Below are 6,903 nucleotides of genomic sequence, written 5' to 3'. Positions count from 1 at the left end.
ACGACGGTGTCGGCGCCGCCGCGTACGGCGTCGGACAGGCCGAGCATGCCGATGAGCTTCTCGTCGTGGGCGAGGCAGATGACGGTCTCGCCGGCGGCACGCAGCCGGCTCGTCCACTCCCGGGCCAGGCGCCGTAGGCGGTGACGCCACTTGCGCTGCCGGTGAACCGGTGGTCGGCGCGTGTGCTCCCTCGGTCCCGCATCCGGTCGGGTTCGCCTCCAGCTCCCGTGTCACGCTTGGCCGTTCACGCCCCCGCACATCACCGCAATCTCATTGCCACCATTTATGAAAACGATTATCGTCTTACTCGTGCTCGAGGGGGCATGAACATGACCCATGGGGGGTTTCTCTTGCGTACCCGCAGACGCCTGCTGACCGTCACCGGCCTCGCCGCCGCCGCGCTCGCCACGGCCGGTCTCAACACCTCCGCCTTCGCCGCCACCACGCTGAGCAGTGGCCACGTCGACGTCCTCGACGCCGAGTGGGACGGCGTCGACCTGCACCTGCACGTCCACGACGAGGAGACCGGTACCGAGTACGAGCCGGCCGATGTGACTCTGTCGGTGCCGGCAGCCGCGAAGGTGACCAACCCGGGCTGCGGCTTTCTCGGCAGCGGCAGCCAGGTCTGGCTGCTGCCGGACACCGAGGCCGAGGCCGACGCGGCCGGGGTGCTCTTCCCGGGCATCTCCACCGAGCACCTCACCACCGGGGTCTTCGCCAACAACACCGTCACGTACACGCTGGTCAGCGCCACCCGCAACGGTGCCGCCACCGAGGACTTCAGCGTCTACGCGGGCAGCTGCGCCCGCTGGTTCGACAGCAACACCGCCACCACCAGCTTCAAGTCCCGGACCTTCGGTGTCGCCACCCACAACCACGCCAACTGGGCTTTTGAAGAGGCGGGAACCTACGAACTGAAGTTCAAGGTCTCCGGCACGGTGAACGGTGCTCTCGAGGAGTCCGCCACCGAGACCTACACCGTCGTTGTCAGCTCGTGATGCGGGCCCTGACGCGCGAAAGACGCGCCTTCACCGCCGCGGCCCTGGCCGCGGCGACCGCGGTGCTCGTGGGCGCGGCAGGGCTGGTCGCCGGCGGCAGCGGGAACGCCCGCGCCGCCGGCGGTGCCGTTGTCCTGGACGAGGGCGAGGTCGATTTCACGCCCCGACTGGCCGACGGGAAGCTCGAGTTGCAGATCGACGACCGCAGTGGCGACACGACGGTCGTGCGCGAGCCGTCCCAGGTCGTGCTGCACGCCCCGGCGTCCTCCCTGCAGTACACCCCTGACCCGGTGGCCACGGCGCTCGGCACGACCAACATGGACTCCTGGCAGCTGGGCGGCTGGGAGGCGGAGAACATCTTCGCGCCCGAACCGGGCTGGAAGGGTTCCGAGGCAGGGGGCGACACCGAGGTCAGGCTGTCCGGCTACGAAGGGCCAGGGGACTTCGGTATGGCCATGTACACCCGCGAGATGGACAACGTGAACGCTCCGGCGATCCCGTACCTCGGCAGTGTGGCCTCCGTCCAGCACACCTTCACCCTGTCCGTCGGCGAGGAACGGCTGCGGCCCATCTGGCAGTTCACCGCGGAGGGCGTCTACCGACTCACCTTCACCGTGACGAGCGGCGGCTCCTCGGACACCGAGACCCTCGCCGTGGTCGTCGGCGACGACGTCGACCCGGCCGACGCCCTGCCCGGTGACGGCTCCACTCCGACGGCTTCCCCGACGGATTCGCCGACCGGCTCGGCGACCCCGAGCCCGTCGCTCACCGCCCCGGCGGCGCACGTCATCGCCGAGGGCCACGTCGACCTGGCGGCCCGTCCTACAGACGGCGACCTTGAGTTCCAGATCAAGGAGGGCACCGAGCTCAACCACAAGTGGTACGAGCCGGGCGAGGTCGTCATGCACGTACGGCCCGCCGCCAAGCGGAAGATCCCGGAGGGGTACGGCTTTCTCGGCACTCCGGGCGACGCGGTGTGGTGGCTGCCGCTGCAGCAGAACGCCGGCATCGTGTGGCCGGGCTGGAACACCACGGAGTACGCCAAGGCCGACCTCGACGGCCGCGTCTCCTTCCGGCTGGACTCCGTGCAGGGCCCCGGAAACATCGCGATGTTCCACAACAATGCGATGGGAGTCCCGGTCGTCTCGCTCAACAGTGGTGACGGTCTGCCCGACACCCACACCCTCGGTGCGGGCACGCACAGCCATTTCGACTGGGTCTTCAGCGCCGAGGGCGTCTACCGCACCACCTTCACGGTCAGCGCCACCCTCGCCGACGGCACGAAGGTCAGCGACACGGAGACCATCGCCTGGGTGGTCGGGGACGACACGGATCCGTCGACCGTGACGCCGGGTGAGGGGGACGAGCCGACGGCGACCCCGACGGCCACCCCGTCGGCCTCGCAGGCGCCGACCGCTACCGCGTCCCCGTCGGCGTCCGCGTCCGACTCGCCGAGCGCCTCGGCTCCGGCGACGGACCCGGGCTCCGGCTCCTCGGGTATCGGCGGAAGTTCGTCGACTGGCGGTAGCGGCAGCAGTGGCACCTCGGCGACCGGCGGGCTTGCCTCCACCGGCGCGCAGGTCGGTGTGATCGCGGGCATCGCTGTGGCCGCTCTGCTGGTGGGTGGCGGTGCGGTGTCGTTCGTACGACGTCGCCGTACCGCTCAGTGAATGCTCCGCGTGCGACGGACCGGCGCCTGGCAGCGACCCGGTCCGTCGTGCGCGGCATTGTCGTGATCGAGAGAAGGAGGAGCCCCATGCGGGGCCACCCCAGACGCACCATCACCGCCGCCGCACTGGTCGCGGCGAGCGCCCTGCTCTCCGGGTGCAGCGGGCTTCAAGCCGGTTCATCCGACGCCGAGTTGACGGTGTCGACGACTACCGCGATCATCGCCGACCTCGTCGAACAGGTCGGCGGCGACCGAGTCGACGTCACCTCGATCGTGCCGCACCACGGCGACCCGCACTCCTACGAGCCCAGCCCCGGCGACGCGGCCAAGGTCGCCAAGGCCGACGCCGTGTTCAGCAACGGGCTGCTGCTCGAAGAGCCCGGGATCATGAAGATGGTCCACACCAACGCCAGGAAATCCGCCCCGAAGATCGAGATCGCCCAGAAGCTGGAGCAGTACGGCGGCACGGTCATCAAGCTGGAGGAGGACCTCGGGCTCGACGTGCTGTGGCTCGGCTGGGCCGTCGAAGGCGAGGTCGAAGGAGACGGCTCCCAGGTCCGTACGACCGCCACGAAGCTGGAAGGCCCCGGCGAGCTGCGCGTGTACCTCACCGACACGCTCGGCAAGCCCAAGGTGTACATCGACTCCGCCGACGGCCTCGACGAGGCCGACTCCTTCACCCTGCCGCCCGAGGCGCACACCCACGTCAACTGGGCGTTCAGCGAGGCCGGAACGTACCGGCTGACCGTCGAGGGGCAGACCGAGACCCTCGACGGCAAGAGCGAGGACATCGGCAGCGGCACCTTCACCTTCACCGTCGGCGACGACACCGAGGCGCCCGAGGGAGCGCGAGTGCTCGACGGCGGACACGCCGACGTCGCGCTCAACACCGGGACAGACAAGGTGTACGTCCGCGCCGACGACGACAAGAGCGGCGAACCGGTACGGCTCGCGGCCGACGACGTGGTGCTCCACGTGCCCGACCGGGCCAAGGAGACCGTACCGAAGGAGGAGCCGTACGCCTTCCTCGGTAAGGCAGGCGACGAACTGTGGGTCCTGCCGCAGGCCGTGATCGGCAAGCATGTGCACGGCGACATGGACCCGCACGCCTGGGCGGACGTCGCCAACGCCCAGGCATACGTGCGGCGGATCGAGGCCGAGCTGATCAAGGCCGATCCGGACGGGAAGGCGACGTACGAGAAGAACGCCGCCACATATCTGAAGACGCTCGGCGCCCTCGACGAGGAGGTCGCCAAGAAGCTTGCCACCGTGCCGGAGCAGAACCGCAAGCTGATCACCACACACGACGCCTTCGGATACCTCGCGAAGGCGTACGGCATGGAGATTGCGGGCTTCGTCGTGCCCGTGCCCAACCAGGAGCCGAGCGCGGCCGAGGTCGAGGAACTCGGCGACACCATCCGGGAGAAGCAGGTCCCGTCGGTGTTCCTGGAGCCGAACCTGGCGGCGCGGGCCGACGTGCTGCGCCGGGTCGCCGAGGACGAGGGGGTCGGCATCTGCACGATCTACGGCGACTCGTTCGACGACAAGGTCCACGACTACGTATCGATGATGCGGCACAACGCGACCGAGCTCGCCAAGTGCCTGGGGGAGGACGCCCGATGAGGGGCATGCGCAGAGTTCAGCGGGTCGCTGTGGTGGTGCTCGCGGCCACCCTGGCCGGGGGCGGGGTCGCTGTCGCGGACGACGGTAGGGCGCCTGCGGGAGGGTCCGGACTCGGCCGGATCGCTTATGCGGAGGGGGTGCTGACCCTCGATCCGGCCGAGGGCGCCCATGTGATCGAGGTCGGCGGCGCGGGCGTGGCGGATGCCACCGCGCCCGGGTGGGACACCACCGGCGTACCCGAGGGCGCGGTGGCCGGGGACACCGTGCGGTGGTCGCTGACCGGGCTCGACGGTCCCGGTGACCTGAAGGTGTACTCAGCCGAGGAGGGGGACGACGGCGCCGAAGAGGCGCTGCTGTTCGACAGCGCGGACGAGCTGCCCGACGAGCAGAAGCTGCCCGTGAGTCAACGGGGCGTCATCCGCTGGGAGTTCAGCGAGGACGGCACATACCAGGTCATCTTCACCGCCGAGGCCACGGCCGCGGACGGGCGGGAACTGACCGTCGGGACCGTGTACACGGTCGTGGTCGGGAACGCACCGGAGGGGCAGGACACGACCACCGAGGAGCCGGTCACCGAGGAGACCCCCACCGAGGAAGCCTCCGAGGAGGCACAGACGCTGCTGGCAGCCGGGAAGGCCGTGACGGACGCGGCCGAGACCGAGCGGCGCACCGCCCTGGCCGCCACCACAGCTGCCACCGACGTCGTGTCCGACAAGAAGATTCTCGACGAGGGCCACGTCGACTTCGCCGCCCGCGTCGTCGACAACAAGCTCCAGATCCACATCAAGGATGGCACGGTCTCGGGGAAGACCACCTGGCGTGAGCCCTCGTCCGTGGTCCTGCACATCAAGCCCGCGGCCAAGAACACCCTTCCGGCGGGCGACGAGTTCGCGTTCCTCGGCAAGGGCGGCGACCCGGTGTGGCTGCTCGACCAGGTGCAGCAGGAGGGGCTCCTGTGGCCCGGCTGGTCGACGGACAACATCAAGGCCGGGGCGACCAAGGGAGGTATGGAGTTCTCCCTCACCGACGTCGACGGTCCGGGGACCTACGCGCTCTACATGTACGACGCCATGTCGGGCGCGAACGTCCTGTTCAACAGCAAGGACGGGGTGCCGGACTCCTTCGACGTGCCCGCCAACACGCACGCACACGGCGGGTGGGCGTTCACCAAGGAAGGGACGTACCGGCTGACCTTCAAGATGAGCGGCACGCTCGCGAACGGCACGAAGGTCTCCGATACGGAGACGGTGACGTTCGCGGTCGGCGACACCGACCCCGGCACGGTGACGCCGGGCGACGTCTCCGGCAAGGGAGCGGCCGGGGCCTCGGGGACGTCTGGTTCCTCTTCCTCGAACGCGGCAGGCTCCGCCTCCGACTCCGGCTCCACGGGCGGCTCTTCGACGGACGACACCGACGGCTCGATGGCTTCCACCGGCGCCGGTCAAGCCGTACTCCTGGGCTCGGCCGCCGCCGCGCTCACCGCCGTCGGTGCCGTGTCCTTCCTGGCCGCCCGGCGCAGGAGGACCACACATGGCTGACCGAGCGGACCCGCTGCTGCGGGTCACGGGCGCAACCGTCGTACTCGGCGGGCGGATCGCCCTGGAGAAGGCTGACCTGACCGTCGACGGGGGCGAGTTGGTCGGCCTCATCGGCCCGAACGGTGCCGGCAAGACGACCCTCCTGCGCGCTGTCCTCGGCCTGGTGCCGCTGGCCGGGGGAGAGGTGTCCGTCGAGGGAGGCACTGGGCGCCGGGCCGGGCGCCGCATCGGGTACGTGCCGCAACGGCACGAATTCGCCTGGGACTTCCCCATCGACATCGCGGGCGCGGTCCTCACCGGCCGCACCCGGCAGATGGGCTGGCTACGCCGCCCGGGTGCGGCCGACCGGGCGGCGGTGGAGGAGGCGCTGGAACTGACAGGGCTCGCCGAGCTGTGGCGGCGTCCGATCGGTGAACTGTCCGGCGGCCAGCGGCAGCGGGTCCTGGTAGCCCGCGCCCTGGCCGCCGGCCCGCGGATCCTGCTCCTCGACGAGCCGTTCACCGGCGTGGACGTCCCCACCCAGGAGCTGTTGAACGAGCTGTTCGGCCGGCTGGCCGCGGAAGGCAGGGCGCTGCTGATGACCACCCACGACCTGGCGGCCGCCGGCCGCACCTGCCACCGGGTGGCGCTGATCAACCGCACGGTCGTCGCCGAGGGCGGCCCCGAACTCCTCGCCGACCCCGACCAGATGCTGCGGGCCTTCGGCCTCGACCGAGCGATCGGCACGGTGACCGCATCATGAGCGAGCTGATCGCCTTCTTCACCGATCCCTGGCAGTTGCCCTTCATGCAGCGGGCGTTCGCCGTAGCCGCGGTGGTCGGCCTGGTGTGCGGCGTCGTCGGCGTGTACGTCGTGCTGCGCGGCATGGCGTTCATCGGCGACGCGGTCGCCCACTCGGCCTTCCCGGGCGTCGCGCTCGCCTACGCCTTCGAGGGCAATCTCCTCCTCGGCGGTGCCGCGGCCGGTATCACCACGGCGGTGCTGATCGCCTTCGTCTCCCAGAACCGGCGGCTGAAGGAGGACACCGTCATCGGCGTCTTCTTCGCCTTCGCCTTCGGCCTGGGCATCGTCCTGG

6 protein-coding genes are annotated in these 6,903 nt (G+C 70.2%); all 6 read left to right on the top strand.

Annotated features, from left to right (window positions below; genetic code table 11):
- The first annotated feature begins 350 nt into the window (after positions 1-350).
- On the top strand, positions 351-998 hold the full coding sequence (locus tag ACTWQJ_RS43720) for a choice-of-anchor M domain-containing protein (protein WP_443311957.1): 648 nt from the start codon (positions 351-353) through the stop codon (positions 996-998).
- Positions 998-2,668, top strand: coding sequence for a choice-of-anchor M domain-containing protein (locus ACTWQJ_RS43715; protein WP_443311956.1), 1,671 nt, complete (start codon positions 998-1,000; stop codon positions 2,666-2,668). The genes ACTWQJ_RS43720 and ACTWQJ_RS43715 overlap by 1 nt, the downstream gene beginning before the upstream one ends.
- Before the next feature lie 86 nt (positions 2,669-2,754).
- Positions 2,755-4,290 (top strand): anchored repeat ABC transporter, substrate-binding protein, encoded by a 1,536-nt coding sequence (locus ACTWQJ_RS43710; RefSeq protein WP_443311955.1) that lies wholly within the window; start codon positions 2,755-2,757, stop codon positions 4,288-4,290.
- 5 nt (positions 4,291-4,295) lie between these two features.
- On the top strand, positions 4,296-5,828 hold the full coding sequence (locus ACTWQJ_RS43705; protein WP_443311954.1) for a TIGR03773 family transporter-associated surface protein: 1,533 nt from the start codon (positions 4,296-4,298) through the stop codon (positions 5,826-5,828).
- Positions 5,821-6,570 (top strand): anchored repeat-type ABC transporter ATP-binding subunit, encoded by a 750-nt coding sequence (locus ACTWQJ_RS43700; RefSeq protein ID WP_443311953.1) that lies wholly within the window; start codon positions 5,821-5,823, stop codon positions 6,568-6,570. The genes ACTWQJ_RS43705 and ACTWQJ_RS43700 overlap by 8 nt, the downstream gene beginning before the upstream one ends.
- Positions 6,567-6,903 (top strand): metal ABC transporter permease (locus tag ACTWQJ_RS43695; protein WP_443311952.1); only part of this gene is annotated, 337 nt, incomplete at its 3' end. The genes ACTWQJ_RS43700 and ACTWQJ_RS43695, both read left to right, overlap by 4 nt.

The sequence above is a fragment of the Streptomyces sp. KR55 genome (assembly GCF_052245645.1).
GTDB classification, from domain to species: domain Bacteria; phylum Actinomycetota; class Actinomycetes; order Streptomycetales; family Streptomycetaceae; genus Streptomyces; species Streptomyces flavusporus.
The sequence above is the reverse complement of the archived record's forward strand: the minus strand, read 5'-3'. Positions and strand labels throughout refer to the sequence as shown.

Bases quoted from the DNA above. Each gene is read 5' to 3' on its own strand.
- ACTWQJ_RS43715 (WP_443311956.1), top strand. From the start codon at position 998: ATGCGGGCCCTGACGCGCGAAAGACGCGCCTTCACCGCCGCGGCCCTG.
- ACTWQJ_RS43710 (WP_443311955.1), top strand. From the start codon at position 2,755: ATGCGGGGCCACCCCAGACGCACCATCACCGCCGCCGCACTGGTCGCG.
- ACTWQJ_RS43705 (WP_443311954.1), top strand. From the start codon at position 4,296: ATGCGCAGAGTTCAGCGGGTCGCTGTGGTGGTGCTCGCGGCCACCCTG.
- ACTWQJ_RS43700 (WP_443311953.1), top strand. From the start codon at position 5,821: ATGGCTGACCGAGCGGACCCGCTGCTGCGGGTCACGGGCGCAACCGTC.